We start from the raw sequence: 17,722 nt of genomic DNA on the forward strand, positions 1-17,722 counted from the left end.
CGGGGCTGCTCAGACGGTGGGGGACGGCCTCCGTGGCGGCCGACTCGGTGGCCCTGCCCCTCCAGGTGAACGCCGTGCAGGCGATGTGCCGCCAGGTCTTCGGCTTCCGCCTGGCCATGATCGCCGTGGCGGCCCCGGCGGCCCTGCTGGGCGCGGGCCCCGGCCTCGGCGTCCGCCTGGTCGGGGCGGCCGTGGTGGTCACCTTCATGGGCTCCTACGTCCTCTTCCGCGACTGGGAGCGCTTCGGCCCGCTCCTCCTGCGCCACCCGGGCCTGCTGGCGGCGGACACCCTGTTCGGCGCCCTGCTGCTGATCTCGGCGGGCCCGGACACGACGCTCGCGTACGTCAGCGTCTGTACGCCCCTGCTGGCCGGGATCGTCTACGGCTGGCGGGGCGCGGCCTGCTTCGCCTCGCTGCAGGGTCTGATCCTGCTCCTGGTGCACGCCACGCTGGGCCCCGGCGAGGACCTCGCCGAGTCCCTGCTCCTGCCCGGCCTGTGCGTCGTCACGGGGGCCGTCGGCTCGACCCTGCGCAATCTGCTCCTGCGCTTCGGCGAGGCGACGGAGGCGCTGTCGGCTGTGCGGTCGCGGCTCGCGGTGTCGGAGGCGGTGAACCTCGAACGCGCCGCGCTGGCCCGGGATCTGCACGACTCGGTGGCGAAGACGCTGCACGGGGTGGCCCTGGCCGCCGAGGCGCTGGCCCACTCGGCCGCCGGGCCCTGCCCGGACCCGGCGGCCCTGAGGGCGCGGGCGGACCTGATCGCCCGCTCGGCCCGGCGGGCCGCGTCGGAGTCCCGTGAGCTGCTGTCGGACCTGAGACGGGCATCGGGTCAGGAGAGCGCGGCGGAGGTGGACCTCGACGCGGAACTCGCGGCGCGGGTGGCGCACTTCGCGCCGGGACCGCGGCCGAGGACGACGTACGAGACGCGCACGGACGCGGGTTCCCCGCCCCCGAAGCTGCCGCGCGTGCAGGCCCGCCACCTTCTGGCGATCGTCGGCGAGGCGCTGGACAACGCGGACCGGCACGCGGAGGCGACCCGGATCAGGGTCCGGCTGACGGTCGATGACGGCCTCCTGACGCTCACGGTGAACGACGACGGCGTCGGACTCCCGCCCGGGACGACCCTCGAAAACCTGCGCCACTCGGGCCATTTCGGCCTGCTGGGCATGACGGAGCGGGCGGACTTCCTGGGCGCGCACGTGCACATCGGGCCGGGCGAGGCGGACCAGGGCACGGAGGTACGTCTGCGGATGCCGCTGCCGACGGGGAAGGAGCCGGGGTGAGAGCGGGGCAGGACGGGCGGCTGCGTGTCATCGTCGCCGACGACAACCCGGTCGTCCGGGCGGGCCTGGCCGCGCTGCTCTCCGACCGGGAGGACATCACGGTGGTGGCCCAGGCCGCGGACGGCGGGGAGGCGTGCGAGGCGGCCGCCCGGCACGCCCCGGACGTGGTCCTCCTGGACGTCCGGATGCCGGGCCTGGACGGCCTCTCGGCCCTCCCGCACCTGGTCCGCCTCGCCCCGGTGCTGATGCTCACCTACAGCCGCGAGTCCGAGACGGTCCAGGAGGCCCTGCGGCGCGGTGCCGTCGGCTACCTGGTCCACGGCGAGTTCACGACGGACGAACTGGTGACGGCCGTACGGGACGTGAAGCGCGGCCGGCCCCACTTCACGGCGAGCGCCGGGGCGGTGGTGCTGGCGCAGTTGCGGGGAGGTGCGACTGCAATGATCGATGAGCAAGCCCCTTCGAATACACGGGATATAAAACCTCAAAACCTTTCGCAACTGCAAGCAGCTGTGAGACAGTCGACAACGTCAGGCCCCGACCGAGCGGGCTACCGACTCAGCTCCAGGGAGGCCGAGATCATGGACCTCATCGCCTCCGGCATGACCAATCACCAGATCGCCGCCGCCTGCTTCATCTCCGAGAAGACCGTCAAGAATCACATCAACCGCATCTTCGCCAAACTCCACAGCACCACCCGCGGCGAAGCGGCCGCCAAGTGGCTGGGAACAGCCCCTGGTTGTCCGGGAGGCCACTCATGACCGGACCTTGGGCCCCCGGTTGGGCCCACGGGCCCTCTTCCCCGGCTCACTCCCGGGATACTGCTAGCGAAGACGGCAGAGTTTCCAGTGCGGCGAGAGGGCAGCGCCATGCGCAACGACAAGGGTCAGACCGCGGTGGAGTACCTGGGGATCATCGCGGTGGTGGTGGCGATCGTGTTGGCGATCACGGGGACGGACATCGGGCAGTCGATCTACAACGCCATTACCGACAAGATCAACGAGGTCGTCGGCGGCTGACGCGCTTCAGCAGGTTCGGCGACGCAGGGCAGGCCTTCCCCATCTACATCGTGGTGGTGGCGGGCCTGCTCTTTCTTGCGTTCGCGTATCTTGCGGTCGGCCAGGCGGCGGCTAATCGGAACGGCGCCCAGACGGCGGCCGACGCGGCCGCGCTGGCGGCGGCACTGGAGGCGCGGGACCAGCTCACCGAGGCGTGGATCGAGGTCATCCTCGACCCCGCTGAGTGGCAGGACATCCTCGCCGGCAACGGGCCGGTAATGGATGCGTGTGATCGTGCCTACGAGCTGGCCGCGCTGAACGACGCCGATGCGCAGTGCTTTTGGGACGATTCGCTGACAGTCCGCGTGGAGGCGACGACCAACAAGCCTGTCGGGGAGTCCATCGTCCCCGGCACGGAGGGGAAGAAGTCGACGGAGACAGCCAGAGCTGTGATCGAACCGCGTTGCGGGTTCGATCCGCCTGATGAGGGCGCCGACGACGACGTGCTGCCACGTCTGGAGTGTGAGGGACAGGTCTGGGATCTCGATCCGGAAGATTTGGTCGACCTTCCGAAACCCGAGGACCTCTTCGACGTCCATCTGGCTGACTGATAGCAAGCGACGAGTGAGGGAGAAGGAAGCGGAGTCATGAGCGTTCGGTTCACGGTTAAGGCCCACAGGGGGATGGTCGCGTTGACCGTCGCAGCCGGACTTGCTGTTGGTCTGGTCGGCTGCGGGGGCGGGGGCGGGGGTGACGACGGCAAGAAGCCTGAGACTTCGGCTCCTACTTCTCGTGACACGGGGTCCCAGGCGAGCACGCAGGAAGGGGAGTCGGGAACGCCCCTTGCCGAGTTGAAGGGGCCCAACGGCCTTCAGCTCCAGATCACTTCTGCACAGCGGGACTCGGGCGGCTTTGTCACAGTGGGGGGTGAACTGAAGAACGACAGCGACAAGTCGGTGACGATTCCCGCCCAGCTGAGTGGGGACGAGACGGAGGTACTTCGGCACGGTCGGTCGTTCGGTGGTGCCACCCTGGTCGACGCACAGGGCAAGAAGCGGTATTACGTGCTGCGTGACACCGACGGTCGTCCACTCACCACAACGGCCGTTTCGACGGTGAAGTCGGGAGAGACCATCCCGGTGTTCATGCAGTTCCCGGCGCCGCCTGCCGATGCGTCGGAAGTCACCTTCCAACTGCCTATGTTCGCCGCCGCCCCCATCCAGATCACCGGATGAGCCGTCCCATGACCCCGACCCGCCTCGCCCTGAGCCTCACCCTGACAGCCACGACGCTCCTCCTGGCCACGACGACGGCCCAGGCGGACGACACCCCCAGCGTCCCCCCGGGCACGGAGCCGACCGCGTCGGCCCCCGTCGAAGTGGACGGCAACGACCCCGACCTGAAGCTCCCCGAGGGCGCGACCCTGGCGGAGCCGAAGGTGCTGGACATCAAGCAGGTCGTCGAGGAACAGAGCGGCGACGAACGCCGGGAGGACACCAACGCGGACGTGAAGTTCGCCCTCCAGGCCGAGGTCCTCTTCGGCAAGGACAGCGCGAAACTCGGCCCGGAGGCGACGTCCCGTATCAACGCGATCGCGGAGGAGATCAAGGCACAGAACGCGACCAAGGTCAGGGTCTTCGGCTTCACCGACAACCTCGGCTCCTCGGCGCACGGCGACGTCCTCTCCAAGCAACGCGCCAACGCCGTCCACGACATCCTCGACGACGCCCTCGACCAAGCCGGCATCACCTTCGAGGTCCGCGGCTACGGCGAGCAGTACCCCATCGCCTCCAACGCCACCGAGGCCAGCCGCAAGAAGAACCGCCGCGTGGAGATCTCCTTCCCGCGGGGCGAGGGCTGACGAGGTCGACGCTCGCGGGGCGCGTCCTCCGCGCCCCTCGTTCGTTCATCACTGGAACGGACAACGCGTCATGGCGGAGGCGGAGTGGGGGACAGGACCCGGGTCGACGACCTCGATGTGATCAAGAGCGTGGCAACTGATCTCTCGAAGATCGTCAAAGAGCTGGAACGACTCGACGACGAGGACAAGTACGGCTGGAACCAAGAAGTCATCGGTCATGCGGAGTTGACGGACAGGCTCAATGACTTCGCGGCCAACTGGGACTACAAGCGTTCGAGGCTCGAAGAGGATCTGAAAAAGCTCGCGGGTGTCACGAAAGCCGCGGCTGAAGCCTACGACGCCATCGACACGGCCCTGGCCGACGCCGTCCGGAGGCGGCGGAAGAAGTCGAAGGGCAAGGCCTGACCGTGTCTCGTCCCAAGGACTGGTCGCCGGTCGGACTCGACTCCGATCCCGTGGCGGGTGACCCGGCGGAGGTGGCCAGGCTGGGCAGGCGATTCCGCGGTGTGGCGGACAGGATCAGAAAACAGTCCGGAAACATCGAAGCGCTCTGCGGTGTGGACGGCTGGCAGAGCGACGCGGCGGACGAGTTCCGTAAGTCCGCCGAGGGGACGGTAGGGCGTCTCAAACAGGTGCTGGACCGCTTCGAGACCGCCGCCGACCTGCTCGGTGAACAGCACGACGAGCCGGACACGAAGTACGCATCCATCCTCGCTTCGTCTCAGGAGACCGCGGACCGGGCCCGCCGCGATGCCGAGATCGACCGCGACGAGCGGGACGCGCTGAGTCGGACCCTCGACACCCTCGACGAGCGCGCCGACGACCATGAGCGGCGGAAGAAGGAGCTGACGCGGAAGCGGGACGAGGCCGTCGAGCGGATCCAGGCTGCCGTCGAGCGAGTTCACGAGGCGAAGGACACGCGGAATCGGGCAGCCGAGAAGGCGGCTCGCGCGCTTGAGGATCTCATCGATCACGACAAACTCAAGGACAGCGCCTGGGAGAACATCAAGGGTGCGCTCAAGAGCATCGCAGACATCGCAGGCTGGGTGGCCACTGTCTGTGCCGTGACCTCTCTCCTCGTCGGCTGGATCCCCGTCGTCGGCTGGGCGTTGGCCGGTGTGCTCGATGCGATCGCCCTGTTGGCGACGGCAGTGGCACTCGCCTGCCACCTGGTCCTGGTGTTCACCGGCGACGCAAGCATCGCGGACCTGGTGCTCGATGGCATCGCGCTGCTCACTCTCGGACTCGGGAGGGCCGCGCTGAGCGCGGGGAAAGCCGCCGCGGCAGGGGTGCGGGGCGTGCAGAACGCCAGTCGTTCCGCGCGGACCGAGTTTCTCGTCGGAAACGCCTTGGCCGACAGGTCCGCCAAGGCGGCGAACACGCTGAAGGGCAAGGCGACCAAAGCGGCCAACAGGGCTGCCGAGGAGGCTGCCCAGCGACTGGCGGGGACACTGCCCGGCTCGTTTGGCGGGCTGGGTGAGTTCAGACACGTGCTGAACCCGAAAGTGATCGGCCAGGACACCGTGGACGCGTTCAAGGCACTGAAGGACTTCAAGGACGTCGGAAACCTCTTGGGCCGGGATGCCTGGGCAGGTGCTCGGCCGCTCGGCAATCCCGAATGGGTGGCGTCCAGCAAGGCCCTTCAGGAGGTCCCGATTCTCGGCAAGTTCGAGGCCATGGGCGGCATGAAGTTCACGGACTATGTGCGGTCTGCCGGCCATAGATGGGCGGGATACACGGCAGCGGCAGCGGTAGGCGACGGGAACGACAAGCTTCATGGCCTCACCGAGTGGGACAACCCGTACAGCAAGTGGAAACAGGCTTGGACCGTGGGCTGACCGCCCACAGGGGAGCGCGCGTGAACGAGGAAACACCATGGCACTGCCTCATCGCGGAGCCGGAAGGCAGCATCCGGCTCCCTGTCGGCGATGCGACCGATCTGAAGGCTTGGTCCAAGCAGGCGGCGGAGCGGTACCTGGACGGTTCGACGCCCCGACGCGAGGTGCGTGGCCTGGCGTCCGTTCTGGCGCGCGTGGCGGAGTCCGCGGAGATGAGCGACCCCACCTTCGTCTATGCCTACGTCGTGGACGCCGCCAAAGCGGTGACGGCGGTCTACGAAGTCCATGACTACGACGGGGAGGGGTATCGCTCGGTGGACCGGCTGCCGGAACTGCTGCGTGACGTTCTGCCCACCTCGCCCGACCGGCAGGGCGTCGAGCAGATCGTCCTGCCGGCAGGTCCCGGAGTGAGGATCCAGGAGATCCAGTCGGTCGATACGGGTGGGGTCTTCCGAAAGAAGACCGTTCTGGAAACAGTGACGTATGCGGTGGTGCCCCCGCAGGTGGAGAACATCCTCGTCCTCCGGATGTCCTGGACGAATCTGATCTTCAGCGAAGCGCTGCTCGAACTGGCTGAGACGCTTGCCCAGTCGCTGGAACTGGCTGAAGTCAAGGGGACCTGAGCCTGGTGGATGCGAAGGCGGGGCGGGCAAGGGCAACGGATCCCGGTTCACCTCCTGGCGACTATGGCCTGGTGGTTCCGGACGACTGGTTTCGTATCCCCTTGGAGCCTGAGGAATGGAAGCGCTCGATCCGCGTCCTCGTCGACCGGGTGTTCGACGGCAAGGATGACGCTGCGGCTCTCAAGCGTGCGGTGGTTCGTGATCTCCGGGACCGAGCTGAGGACGGCTGTCGAAATGGCGGCGTCGAGATCTATGTCTCGACTGCATCGGTCGGCCCCGTTCCGCTGTCCGCCTCCTTGCTGGTGACGGTGGTCCCGCCGGGAGAGCAGCTCGGACTGGTGGTCACCGGGAGGCACCGGGCGCAGGTGGTCGACGACGTTGTGCTGCCCTTCGCCGGGGCTGCGCTCAGACGACGTACCCGCGTCGTGCCCGACGCAGGTGACACGACGGGCAATCAACTCCCGGTGACAACAGTCGAGTACGCGGTGGGAATCCCCGGAACCGGTGCCTCGCTGCTTCTCACCTTCTCGACGCCGCTGGATCCTTTCGCCGAGGAACTGGTCGGCCTTTTCGAGGCGGTCGCCAAGTCCCTGCACTGGAGGTGACCCGGCGGCACTCCCAACCCTCACGCCGCCCCCGACCGTCTCCCCGCCGCCGTTCGCAACTCCTCGAGTACCGCGTCCAGTACCGCGTCGCTCTCCGAGCCCGTTCTCACGGCGGCGAAGATGTTGCGGGACGGGGGTTCGCCTGTGGTGGGGCGGAGGTGGAGGGTGCGGTGGAGGGGGTGGAGCAGGCGGGGGACGAGGGCTACGCCGGTGCCCGCTTCCACCAGGGCCGTGAGGGCGGACCAGTCGTTGACGGCGTGGCGGATGTCGGGGGTGAAGCCGGCGGCCGCGGAGACGGAGCGGGTGACCGCGCCGCAGCAACTGCGGGGGTCGCCGACCAGCCAGGGGTCCGTGGCCAGGTCGCGCAGGGCGACTCGGTCGGCGTGGGCCAGGTGGTGGTCCGGGGGCAGGGCCACGTCCAGGATGTCCGTCAGCAGGTCGGTGCGGACGTAGCGGCGGTCGGTGTGCGGCGGCGTCGCCGCGAAGTCGACGGCGATCACGAGGTCGAGCCGGCCGGTGTCGAGGGCGGTGAACACGTCGGGGGGTTCCGCCTCCGTGACGTCCACGCGGACCCGGGGGAGCCGGGCCGACAGGGCTGACAGCGCGCCGTGCGGCGGGAGGTGGCGGGGGTCGGGGTCGACCGGGTGCTGCTCGTCGCGCCGCCCTCGCGCTCCTTCGTCGTCCGGCAGCCGGAGATCGCCGAATTCGCGCTGCCCGACCTCGATCTCGCGCTGCCCTCGCCCACCCGGTTCGTCGCCGGGGACGACGATCCCTGCTGCCCCGAAGGCGCCCGCGCCGAGTACGCCGAGCCGCTCCGGTCCCCCGTCGACATCCTCCCCGGGGCCGGGCATCTGAGCGTCGACGACGGTTACGGGCCCTGGCCCGCCGTGCTGGAGTGGTGTCTCGGGCCCCGGGAGCCGCTCGTCGCGCGGGGTGCTACGCCGACTCGTTGAGGAGGCGGAACAGGTGGTCGTGGCCGGAGGAGAGGAGCTCGGGGAGCGGCTGGGCCGACTCGTACCAGCGCTTCTCGTACTCCCAGCACAGCCAGCCGTCCCAGCCGTGCCGGGAGAGGACGTCGACGCACTCCGTCAGCGGCAGGACGCCGGCGCCCAGGGCGAGCGGCAGGGTGTCGTCGGGGGAGGCGATGTCCTTGACCTGGACGTAGCCGAGGTAGGGGGCGAGGGCGGCGTAGGACTCGGCGGGCTGTTCGCCGCCGAGCCAGGTGTGCATGACGTCCCACAGGGCGCCCGCGTTGCGATGGCCCACGAGACCCAGGATGCGGATGACGGCCGCGCCCGTGCGGTGCGAGTCGTGGGTCTCCAGCAGGATCCTGACCCCCGCGTCGGCGGCGTGCTCGGCGGCCGTGGCCAGGCGGCGGGCCGCCGCGGCGTCGGCGTCCTCGGCGGGCTGGTCCGCGTCGGCGCCCGGGAACACCCTGACGTACGGTGCACCGAGATCCCGGGCCAGGTCCACCAGCTCGCGCAGCTCGGTCACCACCGGCTCGTCCGGGCCCGGCCCGGCCACCCGCGTGTACCCGGCCACGGAGAGCGGCTCGATGCCCGAAGCCTCGAACTGCGCCGCCACCTGGGCCCGTTCGGCTCTGCCGAGCGCCGGGGTGACAGGCTCCTCCGGGTGGGCCCGCAGCTCCACGCCGTGGAACCCGTGGGCCGAGGCGAGCCGCAGGACGTCGGGCAGGGGCAGACCGGGAACGCCGAGGGTGGAGAACGCCAGCTTCATGCTCGTGACCTTACTGGCGCCCGGCCCCGAGCGCGCGGTACGTGCTCGCGTCACCTCTCGGTGACTCTCCGCGGCACCGCCCGCCTCATTCTCCGCACGACCCCCCGAGGCGGTCCCCGCTCGCCCGCAGGTCCAGTCGCCAGTCCTGCCCGACCAGGTCCTGGCCGAACGACCGGTGCGGTGTCTGTGCCACCAGGACGAAGCCGTGCCGCTCGTAGATGCGGCGTGCGGCGGACAGGACGTCGTTGGTCCACAGGACCAGCTCGCGGTAGCCGGCCCCGCGCGCGAACTCCGTCACCGCCCTGACCAGGCGGTCCCCGACGCCCAGCCCGCGCGTGTCCGGCTCGACGAGCAGCAGCCGCAGCCTGGCCGTACCCGGCGCCTCGTCGCGTACGCACATCACGCAGCCCACCCGGCGGCCGTCCAGCTCGGCGATCCACACCCGCTCCTGACGCGGGTCGTGGTCCTGGGCGAAGTCCGCGACGATCCTCGCCACGAGGCCCTCGTAGTCGGCGTTCCAGCCGTACTCGGCGGAGTACAGCGCGGCGTTGCGCTGCACGATCCAGCCGAGGTCACCGGGGCCGGGCTCGCGCAGGACGACGTCCTCGGGGCGGGGCGCGCGGCCGTCGCCGAGCAGTGTCCACACGGTGTGCAGGGCCTCCGCGAGCCGCGGCCGGTCGGCCGGGCCCACCTTCGCCAGCAGGGCCTCCACGGCCTCCTGGGCCCGCTCGTCCAGCAGGCCCGCGGTGTCCCGGCCCGGTGCGGTCAGGGTGATCCTTCTGCGCCGCGGGTCGGTCTCCGAGGGCCCGCGCTCGATCAGTCCGTCCCGCTCGAACTTGTTCAGGATGCGGCTCAGGTAGCCCGCGTCCAGGTGCAGCTGCGCCCGCAGATCGGCGGCGTCCGTGCGGGGCGCGTGCGCGAGCTCGTACAGGACGCGGGACTCGGTGAGGGTGTACGGGGCGTAGAGGTGGCGGCCGTAGTCGAGGGCGCCGATGACGTTCGTGTAGAAGCGGTTGAAGGAGCGGATGTCCTGGACGGTCATGGTCTGCCCCCGGGGATCGGTGCCTTCTCGGGCGACGGACCACCCGCGACGCTCCCGGGCCACGGGCTGCCCCGCCTGCTGGCTGCGCGCCAACCGGCTGCCCCGCTTCCCGGCTGCCCGCCTACGGGCCCGGCGCCTGGGGGCTCGACTCGACGTCCACGGGCTCGATACCCACGGGCTCGACGTCCGCGGGCTCGACGTCCGCGGGCTCGACCCGATCGCTGACTCAGTCAGAGGTTCCGTCGCGTTCGAGCGTAGACCCCCGCCCGCAGCGCGTCCATGCGACCCGTCGAACTCCCTTCGCGCGGGGGCGCGGCCCTCACTCGCCCTCGACGCGCCGGTACACGTTCACCAGCGTCCCCGTCCCCGCCTTCGCCGTGGACACCAGCTCGAACGGGAACTTCTCGCCCCCGTCGGGGAAGATCGTCTTGCCGCCGCCCAGCACCACCGGCATCACGATCAGCCGCAGTTCGTCCGCGAGGCCCTCGGCGATCAGAGTGCGGGCAAGGGTCGCGCTGCCCATCACGAGGACGTTGCCGCCCTCGGCCTCGCGCAGCTTGCTCAGCTCCGCGACCGCCTCGGCGACGGGGATACGGACGGTGTTCTCCCAGGTCAGGTCGGACTCGCCGAGGCTGTCGGAGACGACGTACTTGCGGATGGAGTTGATCCGGTCGGCGAAGGGGTCACCGGCCCGCGCGGGCCACGCCGACGCCATCACGGCCCAGGTCCGGCGCCCGAACAGCACGGCGTCCGCCTCGCCCAGCGCCGCGTCGAAGGCGCCCCCGACCACCTCCGGGTCGAAGTACGGGCCGGTCCAGCCGCCGTGCGCGAAGCCGCCGTCGGTGTCCTCCTTCGGACCGCCCGGGGCCTGTACGACACCGTCGAGGCTGATGAATTCGGTGATGACGATCCGCATTGGAGTGCTCCTTCATTCGTACGCCAAGTGGTTACGCCCTATAGACGGGCGGGGCGCCGACAACTCATCGCTCACCGAGAAACTTCTTCCCACGAGACGACCTCAGACCCCGGCCCCGACTTCGGCCTCGGGCCCTGGCCCCGATCCCGGCCTCGGGCCCTGGCCCCGATCCCGGCCTTGGGCCCCGGCTCCGATCTCGGCCCCCCTAAGGTCCCGGTCCCGGCCCCCCGGCCCGGACCTCAGGTCCCGACCTCGGCTTCGGCCCGACCTCGACCCCGGCGCCGCCCCGGCTTCGGCCCGGCTGCTGCCGCCTCCGGGAGCCTGTTCGGGGGCGCCCCGACTTCCCGGGTGAAGACCCGGGTGAAGTAGGCCGGATCGTGGCAGCGCGCCGCCCGCGCCGCCCGGGCGACCCACAGCAGACCCCGCGCGACCGCGCCGATGGCGGGCGGGCGCGCGAGGCCGCGGGTCAGCAGGTCCAGGGCCCGCCGCCCGAGACTACGGACGTCGTCGGCCCTCGCGTTCCCGTTCCCTCGGCCCCGACCTCGGCCCCGGCTTTGGCCCGGCCCCGACCCCGACCCCGGCTTCGGCCGGCGGCCGACCTCTGCCCGGCCCCGGCCCCACCTCAGGTCCCGGTCCCGGCCCTCGGCCCCGACCTCAGGTCCCGACCTGGCTTCGGCCCGACCCGGCCCCGCCCCCGACCTCAGTCCCCACCCCCACCCCCGACCCCCACCGGCGGTCTCCCCCTCGTCCACACCGCCCGCACCGCCACCCGCTCGAACCGCCAGCCCCCGCCCGTACGCACCTGGTCGCCCTCGTAGAAGCCGCCGACAGTGAAGACCGACTCGTCGGCGTGCACATGGGTCATCAGCGCGTTCCAGGAGGCGGTGGCACGGTCGCCGTCGATCTCCGCGAGGAGGCCGGAGGCGATGTGCTGGGTGCGAACGAACCGCCCGAGCGCCGTCTCGGCGGCCCGCACGGCCTCCGCCCCCGCGCTGACACCGAGCGGCGTCTCCATCCGGGCGTCGCCGGTGACGTAGGGCCGCATCCAGCCGGAGGCGAAGTCGCGGGCGTCCAGGGCGCGGAAGAAGCGGTGGACGAGGGTGTCGATCTCTCTGATCTCTTCGGGGGTGCTCATGACCGACACCCAACGTCCTCAACCGGACTTGAGGTCAAGGACGTCGGGCGGCAGCCGCGACGAACACCCCGCGCGCGCAATTCCCTTGCAGGGGCCCCCGCCCCCATGATCCGGTGACCCCCATGACCTCACTCATCCGTCACATCACCGTGGACTGCGCCGACGCCTTCACCCTCGCCTCCTGGTGGGCCGGGGCACTGGACGGCGAGCTCGGCGACGACGACCACCCCGGCGACCCCGAAGCCCTGGTCACCACGTCCGCGGCCACCCTGCTCTTCGTCCGCGTCGAGGACGCCAAGTCCGGGAAGAACAGGGTCCACTGGGACCTCCAGCCGCAGGACCGCACCCGCGACGAGGAGGTCGACCGGCTCCTCGCCCTCGGCGCGAAGATCCACGGCGACCACCGCCGCGCCGACGGCACCGGCTGGGTGACCCTGACCGACCCCGAGGGCAACGAGTTCTGCGTGGAGCGCAGTGCCCAGGAACGCGCCGCGCAGTAACACCCCATGGATTTGCGGGGCGCCCCAGCCCTTCGGCAACACTCCCTGGCCCGCGTGCCCACGGGTGCAAGGGGTGTCTCAGCCCTTTGGCAACACCCCATGAACCCGCAGGACGCCCCAGCCCGTCGGCGCCACCCCATGAACCCGCGAGGCGCCCAGCCCTTCGGCAACACCCATGAACCCGCGAGGCGCCCAGCCCGTCGGCGACACCCCCTGGCCCCGCGGAGCGTCACCCCGTCGGTACCCCCGTGGACCCCCGCACCACCAACTCCCCTCGCACCGCGGCGATCCCGCCCGGCGGCGGCTCCTCCCGCCCCATCGCGATGCGCCCGGCCCGTGCCCCCGCCTCGGCCAGCGGCAGCCGTACGGTCGTGAGCGCCGGCACCACGTCCACACTGAACGGCAGATCGTCGAACCCGGCGACGGACACGTCCTGCGGGATGCGCAGCCCGGACTCCCGCAGGGCCGCGCACGCGCCGAGCGCGACGGAGTCGCTGGCGGCGACCACGGCGGTCAGGGTCGGGTCTCTGCGCAGGAGTTCGAGCGTGGCGTCGTAGCCGGACTGCCGGTCGTAGCGGCCGTGGACGGTCCGGGCGGCGTCGTCCTGGACGCCCACCGCCGCCAGCGCGGCGCGGTGGCCCTCCAGCCGGTGGCGGGTGGTGGTGTGCTCCTCCGGGCCCGCGATGTAGCCGAGCCGACGGTGGCCGAGGGTGAGCAGGTGCTCGGTCAGCCGCTGGGCGCCGCCGCGATTGTCGAAGGACAAGGTGACGGCCTGGGTGTCGGGTACCTGCGGTCGCCCGCACAGCACCACCCGCGTCCCGGCCTCGGCCAGTTTGCGCAGCTTCACCGCGACGGCCGCCGCGTGCGGGGCGTCCTCCACCGCGCCGCCGGTCAGCACCACGGCCGCGGCCCGCTGCCGCTGGAGCAGGGTCAGATAGGTCAGCTCGCGCTCGGGTGACCCGCCCGTGTTGCACACGACGGCCAGCCGCTCGCCGCCCGCCCGGCCGCCGGGGCCGCCGATCTCGGACTGGATCGCCCCGGCCATGATTCCGAAGAACGGGTCGGCGATGTCATTGACGAGGATGCCGACCAGGTCCGAGGTGGCCGCGGCGAGCGCGCTCGCGGGACCGTTGAGGACGTAGTCGAGTTCGTCGACCGCCTTGAGCACCCGCTCACGGGTGGAGGCGGCGACGGGGTAGTTGCCGTTCAGTACGCGCGACACCGTCGCGGGGGAGACCTGGGCGCGGGCCGCCACGTCCGCCAGGGTCACCGTCATCTCGTAGTCCTCCGGTCGCGCATATGTCTACCTCGTCGTACGTCGTCGTACACCGGCCGTCTCAGGGCGGCCGGTTGCGAGCAGACCTTACGGCGCCTGGCCCCGGATGTTCGCCCCCTCGAACGAATCGAGACCGTTGCGGCCTTGTCCGACCGCTGATCAGCGGCTAGCTTCTCTGCACATAGAAAGCGCTTGCTGCACGCGCTTGCTGTGACGACTCGACAGACAGCCGGATGCGCGCGGGTCACGGAGGCACCCGCGGCCCGCACCCGCGGCCCGCACCCGCGCGCCCCGGATGCCCGCGGCACACGGCAGGCCCGTACGACGCCGACGAAGGGAACGACGTGACACGTAAGACAGTGCGTATCGCCATGAACGGTGTGACCGGGCGCATGGGATACCGCCAGCACCTGGTCCGCTCCATCCTCGCCCTGCGCGACCAGGGCGGACTCGACCTCGGCGACGGCACCGTGCTGTGGCCCGAGCCGGTCCTGGTCGGTCGCCGCGAGCACGCGCTGAAGGCGCTCGCCGAGCGCCACGGCCTGGACCCGGAGCACGTCTCGACCGACCTGGACGCCGTCCTCGCCGACGACAGCATCGAGATCTACTTCGACGCCCAGGTCACCTCCGCCCGCGAGGAGGCGATCCGGAAGGCGATCGCCGCGGGCAGGCACGTCTACACCGAGAAGCCCACCGCCACCGGCCTCGGCGGCGCCCTGGAACTGGCCCGGCTGGCGCACGCCAGGGGCATCAGGCACGGCGTCGTCCAGGACAAGCTGTTCCTGCCCGGACTGCTCAAGCTGAAGCGGCTGATCGACGGCGGCTTCTTCGGCCGAGTCCTCTCCGTGCGCGGGGAGTTCGGCTACTGGGTCTTCGAGGGTGACTGGCAGGAGGCCCAGCGCCCGAGCTGGAACTACCAGGCCGAGGACGGCGGCGGCATCGTCGTCGACATGTTCCCGCACTGGGAGTACGTCCTGCACGAGCTGTTCGGCCGGGTCACCTCCGTGCAGGCCCTCACCGCCACCCATGTCCCGCAGCGCTGGGACGAGGACGGCAAGCCCTACGACGCCACCGCCGACGACGCCGCGTACGGCGTCTTCGAGCTCGAAGGCGGCGCCGTCGCGCAGATCAACTCCTCCTGGGCCGTGCGCGTCCACCGCGACGAGCTGGTCGAGTTCCAGGTCGACGGCACCGAGGGCTCGGCCGTCGCGGGGCTGCGCACCTGCCGGGTCCAGCACCGGTCCGCGACCCCCAAGCCCGTCTGGAACCCGGACATCCCCGCCACCGAGGCCTTCCGCGACCAGTGGCAGCAGGTCCCGGACAACCAGGCCTTCGACAACGGCTTCAAGGCCCAGTGGGAGCTGTTCCTCAAGCACGTCTACGCCGACGCCCCTTACCGCTGGGACCTGCTGGCCGGCGCCCGCGGTGTCCAGCTCGCCGAACTGGGCCTCAGGTCCTCGGCCGAGGGCCGCCGCGTCGACGTTCCGGAGATCGCGCTGTGACCGTCCGACTGCCCGACGCCAAGGGTGACCTGCGCACCTACGAGCCGCGCGCCGAGCCCCTCGCTGCGCGCCCCGGCCCGCCCCTCACCTCCCGTACGGTCTTCTCGGCCGCGCACGTCGTCGCCGACCCGTACGCGGACACCACCCCCGACTCGCCCGCCGCCGTCGACTGGGACGCCACGCTCGCCTTCCGTCGCCATCTGTGGTCGCACGGGCTCGGGGTGGCCGAGGCGATGGACACCGCCCAGCGCGGGATGGGCCTTCAGTGGGCGGGCGCGGCCGAGCTGATCCGCCGCAGCGCCGCCGAGGCCAGGGCGGTCGGCGGCCGCATCGCCTGCGGCGTGGGCACCGACCAGCTCGCCGCGGGCACCCTCGCCGAGGTCCGCGCGGCCTACGAGGAGCAGCTCGCGGTCGTCGAGGAGAGCGGGGCGCAGGCGATCCTCATGGCCTCCCGGGCGCTCACCGCCGCGGCGGCCGGACCCGAGGACTACCTGGAGGTCTACGGCCATCTGCTCCGGCAGGCCGCCGAGCCGGTGATCCTGCACTGGCTCGGCCCGATGTTCGATCCGGCGCTGGAGGGCTACTGGGGCTCGGCCGATCTCGACGCGGCGACCGGCACCTTCCTGGAGGTCATCGCGGCCCACCCGGACAAGGTCGACGGCATCAAGGTCTCGCTGCTGGACGCGGGGCGCGAGGTTGACCTGAGGCGGCGGCTGCCGCAGGGCGTGCGCTGCTACACCGGCGACGACTTCCACTACCCCGAGCTGATCGCGGGCGACGAGAAGGGGTTCAGTCACGCCCTCCTCGGCATCTTCGACCCGCTCGGCCCGCTGGCCGCCGAGGCGGTGCGGGTGCTGGACACGGGGGACACGGACGGCTTCCGCCGACTGCTGGACCCGACGGTCGAGCTGTCCCGCCACCTCTTCCGGGCTCCGACCCGCTTCTACAAGACGGGCGTGGTGTTCCTCGCCTGGCTGGCCGGCCACCAGAGCCACTTCACCATGGTCGGCGGCCTGCAGTCGGCCCGTTCCCTGCCGCACCTCGCCCGCGCCTACGAACTCGCCGACTCACTCGGTCTGTTCCCCGACCCGAAGCTCGCGGAGGAGCGGATGAAGTGCCTGCTGGCGGTGTACGGGGTGGACCAGTGAGCGGCCTCGCGAGGTTCTCCGTCAACCAGATGACGGTCAAGCAACTGTCCCTCCCCGAACTCGTCCACGAATGCGAGGACTTGGGCATCGGCCACGTCGGCCTGTGGCGCGAACCCGTCCAGGAGTACGGCGTGGCGGCCGCGGCCGGGCTGGTGCGCGACGCGGGTCTGACCGTCACGACCCTGTGCCGGGGCGGATTCCTGACGGCGATCGAGCCGCAGGAGCGTGCGCGGGCCCTGGACGACAACCGCCGCGCGGTGGACGAGGCGGCGATCATGGGCACGGACACACTGGTCCTCGTCTCGGGCGGACTGCCGTCGGGATCGACGGACCTGCGCGGCGCGCGCGAGCGGATCGCCGACGCGCTCGCCGAGCTGGGGCCGTACGCCGAACAGCACGGTGTGCGCCTGGCCATCGAGCCGCTGCATCCCATGTACGCGGCCGACCGCTGTGTCGTCTCCACCCTCGGCCAGGCCCTCGACCTGGCGGAGAGGTTCCCGGCACGACAGGTGGGCGTCACGGTGGACACCTACCACATCTGGTGGGACGACACCGCGCCCGATCAGATCGCCCGCGCGGGCGCGTCCGGCCGTATCCACACCTTCCAGCTCGCCGACTGGACGACCCCGCTGCCGCGGGGCGTGCTCACCGGCCGGGGGCAGATCGGGGACGGCTCGATCGACATGCGGGAGTGGCTCGGGTACGTGGAGAAGGCCGGGTACACCGGGGCGATCGAGGTCGAGCTGTTCAACGACGCGCTCTGGGCTCGGGACGGCCGCGAGGTCCTGACGGAGACGGCCGAGCGCTTCGTACGGCACGTGACCGGCTGAACCGGCGGCCCCCGAAGGGGAGTTCAGCGCACCCGGTCGCCCCCGTCCGTCTCCGAGCCGCGGGCCGCCGCGTCCAGGACCGTGCCGAGGTCCCGGACGAAGGCCGCCCGCTCCAGGAAGGTGAACCGGCGCACGATCGAGGAGGTCAGGACGATCCTGGTGCCGTCGGTGCGGGTGAGGTTCACCGTGCACTCGCGGCGGGCCGCCAGCCAGGCGACCAGGCCGCCCGCGAACGCCTCGGTGACCGCGCCCGGTTCGAGCACCACCAGCAGCACCAGCGGGCGCGCTTCCGCCGCGCTGGGCGGCAGGACGAGCGAGCTGTCGACACGGACCCGGCCGCGCAGGGCCGGCTCGGTCGCCAGCCGGCGCCACAGTTCATGCACGCCGGTCCCGGTCGTCCGGCTCTCGACGGTGATTCCCACACGCAT

The 17,722-nt window shown here is 71.2% G+C and carries 22 protein-coding genes; 15 read left to right on the top strand and 7 right to left on the bottom strand.

From position 1 onward, the window contains the following. Window positions 1-83: 83 nt before the first annotated feature. From ABZZ79_RS00345 to ABZZ79_RS00390, 10 genes are all read left to right on the top strand, one after another. On the top strand, window positions 84-1,283 hold the full coding sequence (locus ABZZ79_RS00345) for an ATP-binding protein (RefSeq protein WP_356685820.1): 1,200 nt from the start codon (window positions 84-86) through the stop codon (window positions 1,281-1,283). Beyond that, window positions 1,280-2,044, top strand: coding sequence for a response regulator transcription factor (locus ABZZ79_RS00350; RefSeq protein ID WP_356684842.1), 765 nt, complete (start codon window positions 1,280-1,282; stop codon window positions 2,042-2,044). Before ABZZ79_RS00345 ends, ABZZ79_RS00350 begins: the two co-directional genes overlap by 4 nt. A 108-nt stretch (window positions 2,045-2,152) precedes the next feature. Beyond that, window positions 2,153-2,302 (top strand): hypothetical protein, encoded by a 150-nt coding sequence (locus ABZZ79_RS00355; protein ID WP_356685822.1) that lies wholly within the window; start codon window positions 2,153-2,155, stop codon window positions 2,300-2,302. After that, entirely contained in the window at window positions 2,299-2,892 is a 594-nt protein-coding gene (locus ABZZ79_RS00360) for a pilus assembly protein TadG-related protein (RefSeq protein ID WP_356685824.1), read from the top strand. Before ABZZ79_RS00355 ends, ABZZ79_RS00360 begins: the two co-directional genes overlap by 4 nt. A gap of 36 nt (window positions 2,893-2,928) precedes the next feature. Beyond that, on the top strand, window positions 2,929-3,516 hold the full coding sequence (locus ABZZ79_RS00365; RefSeq protein ID WP_356684843.1) for a hypothetical protein: 588 nt from the start codon (window positions 2,929-2,931) through the stop codon (window positions 3,514-3,516). Window positions 3,517-3,524: 8 nt separating this feature from the next. Further along, the gene (locus ABZZ79_RS00370) at window positions 3,525-4,142 is read left to right on the top strand and encodes an OmpA family protein (protein WP_356684845.1); all 618 of its coding nucleotides are present in this window, start codon (window positions 3,525-3,527) and stop codon (window positions 4,140-4,142) included. 84 nt (window positions 4,143-4,226) lie between these two features. Further along, window positions 4,227-4,547, top strand: a complete 321-nt coding sequence (locus ABZZ79_RS00375; RefSeq protein WP_356684846.1) for a hypothetical protein — start codon at window positions 4,227-4,229, stop codon at window positions 4,545-4,547. 2 nt (window positions 4,548-4,549) lie between these two features. Continuing rightward, on the top strand, window positions 4,550-5,980 hold the full coding sequence (locus tag ABZZ79_RS00380; protein ID WP_356684848.1) for a putative T7SS-secreted protein: 1,431 nt from the start codon (window positions 4,550-4,552) through the stop codon (window positions 5,978-5,980). A 20-nt stretch (window positions 5,981-6,000) separates the two neighbouring features. After that, window positions 6,001-6,603, top strand: coding sequence for a hypothetical protein (locus ABZZ79_RS00385; RefSeq protein WP_356684850.1), 603 nt, complete (start codon window positions 6,001-6,003; stop codon window positions 6,601-6,603). Between the two features lie 5 nt (window positions 6,604-6,608). Continuing rightward, complete coding sequence (locus ABZZ79_RS00390) at window positions 6,609-7,208, top strand: hypothetical protein (protein ID WP_356684852.1); 600 nt, start codon at window positions 6,609-6,611, stop codon at window positions 7,206-7,208. Window positions 7,209-7,228: 20 nt separating this feature from the next. Here the strand turns inward: ABZZ79_RS00390 and ABZZ79_RS00395 are convergent, their stop codons facing one another. Next, entirely contained in the window at window positions 7,229-7,933 is a 705-nt protein-coding gene (locus ABZZ79_RS00395; RefSeq protein WP_356685825.1) for a LysR substrate-binding domain-containing protein, read from the bottom strand. Here ABZZ79_RS00395 and ABZZ79_RS00400 point away from each other — a divergent pair. Then, window positions 7,829-8,161, top strand: coding sequence for an alpha/beta hydrolase (locus tag ABZZ79_RS00400; RefSeq protein ID WP_356685826.1), 333 nt, complete (start codon window positions 7,829-7,831; stop codon window positions 8,159-8,161). The genes ABZZ79_RS00395 and ABZZ79_RS00400 overlap by 105 nt on opposite strands. On the opposite strand, the gene ABZZ79_RS00405 is transcribed toward ABZZ79_RS00400, so the two are convergent. From ABZZ79_RS00405 to ABZZ79_RS00420, 4 genes are all read right to left on the bottom strand, one after another. Further along, the gene (locus ABZZ79_RS00405) at window positions 8,145-8,945 is read right to left on the bottom strand and encodes a sugar phosphate isomerase/epimerase family protein (RefSeq protein WP_356684854.1); all 801 of its coding nucleotides are present in this window, start codon (window positions 8,943-8,945) and stop codon (window positions 8,145-8,147) included. The two genes, ABZZ79_RS00400 and ABZZ79_RS00405, sit on opposite strands and share 17 nt — an antisense overlap. A gap of 85 nt (window positions 8,946-9,030) precedes the next feature. Then, window positions 9,031-9,987, bottom strand: a complete 957-nt coding sequence (locus ABZZ79_RS00410) for a bifunctional helix-turn-helix transcriptional regulator/GNAT family N-acetyltransferase (protein ID WP_356684856.1) — start codon at window positions 9,985-9,987, stop codon at window positions 9,031-9,033. A 319-nt stretch (window positions 9,988-10,306) separates the two neighbouring features. Then, window positions 10,307-10,903, bottom strand: coding sequence for a dihydrofolate reductase family protein (locus ABZZ79_RS00415; protein WP_356684858.1), 597 nt, complete (start codon window positions 10,901-10,903; stop codon window positions 10,307-10,309). Between the two features lie 700 nt (window positions 10,904-11,603). Continuing rightward, window positions 11,604-12,038, bottom strand: a complete 435-nt coding sequence (locus tag ABZZ79_RS00420) for a nuclear transport factor 2 family protein (RefSeq protein ID WP_356684860.1) — start codon at window positions 12,036-12,038, stop codon at window positions 11,604-11,606. Between the two features lie 122 nt (window positions 12,039-12,160). Here ABZZ79_RS00420 and ABZZ79_RS00425 point away from each other — a divergent pair, with 122 nt between their 5' ends. After that, on the top strand, window positions 12,161-12,538 hold the full coding sequence (locus ABZZ79_RS00425; protein ID WP_356684862.1) for a VOC family protein: 378 nt from the start codon (window positions 12,161-12,163) through the stop codon (window positions 12,536-12,538). A gap of 229 nt (window positions 12,539-12,767) precedes the next feature. Here the strand turns inward: ABZZ79_RS00425 and ABZZ79_RS00430 are convergent, their stop codons facing one another. Beyond that, the gene (locus ABZZ79_RS00430; RefSeq protein WP_356684864.1) at window positions 12,768-13,814 is read right to left on the bottom strand and encodes a LacI family DNA-binding transcriptional regulator; all 1,047 of its coding nucleotides are present in this window, start codon (window positions 13,812-13,814) and stop codon (window positions 12,768-12,770) included. A gap of 344 nt (window positions 13,815-14,158) precedes the next feature. On the opposite strand from ABZZ79_RS00430, the gene ABZZ79_RS00435 reads away from it, so the two are divergent. From ABZZ79_RS00435 to ABZZ79_RS00445, 3 genes are read left to right on the top strand one after another with little or no spacing between them, the layout of a single operon-like run. Beyond that, complete coding sequence (locus ABZZ79_RS00435) at window positions 14,159-15,316, top strand: Gfo/Idh/MocA family oxidoreductase (RefSeq protein ID WP_356684866.1); 1,158 nt, start codon at window positions 14,159-14,161, stop codon at window positions 15,314-15,316. Beyond that, a complete protein-coding gene (locus ABZZ79_RS00440) occupies window positions 15,313-16,464 on the top strand; it encodes a dihydrodipicolinate synthase family protein (protein ID WP_356684868.1) in 1,152 nt (383 codons plus the stop codon). The genes ABZZ79_RS00435 and ABZZ79_RS00440 overlap by 4 nt, the downstream gene beginning before the upstream one ends. Next, window positions 16,461-17,294 carry a sugar phosphate isomerase/epimerase family protein gene (locus tag ABZZ79_RS00445; RefSeq protein ID WP_356684870.1) on the top strand — a complete coding sequence of 278 codons (834 nt, stop codon included), beginning with the start codon at window positions 16,461-16,463 and terminating at the stop codon, window positions 17,292-17,294. Before ABZZ79_RS00440 ends, ABZZ79_RS00445 begins: the two co-directional genes overlap by 4 nt. A gap of 23 nt (window positions 17,295-17,317) precedes the next feature. Here the strand turns inward: ABZZ79_RS00445 and ABZZ79_RS00450 are convergent, their stop codons facing one another. Next, window positions 17,318-17,722, bottom strand: a complete 405-nt coding sequence (locus ABZZ79_RS00450) for a hypothetical protein (RefSeq protein ID WP_356684872.1) — start codon at window positions 17,720-17,722, stop codon at window positions 17,318-17,320.

Origin of the sequence: Streptomyces sp. NPDC006458 (assembly GCF_040612135.1) — a bacterium.
Lineage (GTDB): Bacteria > Actinomycetota > Actinomycetes > Streptomycetales > Streptomycetaceae > Streptomyces.